This is a genomic window from Pseudoalteromonas sp. NBT06-2 (assembly GCF_002276045.1).
Taxonomy (GTDB): Bacteria; Pseudomonadota; Gammaproteobacteria; order Enterobacterales; family Alteromonadaceae; genus Pseudoalteromonas.
Genome location: NZ_NQMR01000343.1, coordinates 1 through 1295 on the forward strand (window position 1 = coordinate 1; position 1295 = coordinate 1295).

Below are 1295 nucleotides of genomic sequence, written 5' to 3' on the forward strand. Positions count from 1 at the left end.
GCCTGATTCCATTCACTTTTGTTATATTCAACACTTGCTAAGTGTTCTGTAAGAGCAACCATATTTATAAACTTTCGAGTGTTTTTTCCCATAGGCTGAACCGTAGGTAAAACACCCCTTTCTATCTGTTTTGTTACTGCATCAACCGTTTGATTTGATACCTCAGCAAAACCTTGAATGGTTAATAGTGGAGTAGCTATTGCAATCACTTTAAAGATCCTTTTAAACATCAAGTTTTTGAGCTAATACTCATAAAACTAATAATATCGATTAAAGCTCAACAGTTTAAAACAGTTAAAACCTCGTTAAGGAGTATACCAGATCCGTTTTAACCTGTTTGTCAATACAGTTTTTTACTGTAATCATTAAAAGAGCATACAAAAAACTGTTAAAACCTCGTTGGAATAGCAGTTTTAGGCCTGTTACTTCTAAAAAAGGTTATTTATGTCTTTAGGCAAAAGAATAAAAGAAAGGCGTGAAGCGTTAGGCTTAACGCAAAAAAAACTAGCAGAAATAATTGGTTTGGCTCAACAGTCTCTTCAAGGCATCGAGTCTGGGAGAGTAGATAACCCCAGAAGATTAGATAATATTGCTAAAGGATTAGATTGCACTCCTGAATGGTTAAGATTCGGAATTTCTGAATCTGAAAACTCAAATGTTTCATTTCTTCCACACTTTAGAAACAACCTACCTTTAATTAGTTGGGTTCAAGCAGGAATGTGGAGTGAAATTATAGAAATAGACCAAATTGAAGCTGATAGATTTCTTTGCCCTGTTAATTGTAGCGAACGCTCATTTGTTTTACGTGTAGAAGGTGCAAGCATGGAAACTAAATTTATGAGTGGTGATCATATTTTTGTAGACCCTGAAGCACAAGTTGAAAATGGCTCTTATGTTGTAGCCCGTTTAGATGATTCAAATCAAGCGACTTTCAAACAGCTGATTATTGAAGGAGATAAAAAATTCTTAAAAGCGATAAATCCTAACTGGCCAGAACAATTCATAGCTATTAACGGTAATTGCACAATAGTTGGAAGAGTTATTTATGCTGGCAGTATGCTTTAATTTATGACGATTAAAAAAATTGATTCCGGATTTTTAGTTGATATACGACCTGATGGTCGTAACGGTAAGCGCTATCGGAAAAAATTTGATACTAAAGCAGAAGCTTTAAAATTTGAAAAATTCATATTAAGCCAACATCACAATAAAGACTGGTTAGAAAAGCCCAAAGATACTAGGAGGATTAGCGAATTAATTCCTATTTGGTATATGCATAATAACCTCAGCTTTGA

At 34.2% G+C, this 1295-nt stretch carries 2 protein-coding genes and 1 pseudogene; 2 read left to right on the plus strand and 1 reads right to left on the minus strand.

Annotated features, from left to right (window positions below):
- Nucleotides 1–209, minus strand: a 209-nt coding sequence (locus CJF42_RS25940) for a hypothetical protein (RefSeq protein ID WP_141235699.1), incomplete at its 3' end; no start/stop codon positions are given.
- A 235-nt stretch (nucleotides 210–444) separates the two neighbouring features.
- Here CJF42_RS25940 and CJF42_RS25945 point away from each other — a divergent pair.
- A complete protein-coding gene (locus CJF42_RS25945; RefSeq protein WP_095369364.1) occupies nucleotides 445–1065 on the plus strand; it encodes a LexA family protein in 621 nt (206 codons plus the stop codon).
- Nucleotides 1066–1068: 3 nt separating this feature from the next.
- Nucleotides 1069–1295, plus strand: a pseudogene (locus CJF42_RS25950) (phage integrase); the annotation flags it as partial.

Coding starts and splice junctions, on each gene's coding strand:
- CJF42_RS25945 (WP_095369364.1), top strand. CDS start 445: ATGTCTTTAGGCAAAAGAATAAAAGAAAGGCGTGAAGCGTTAGGCTTA.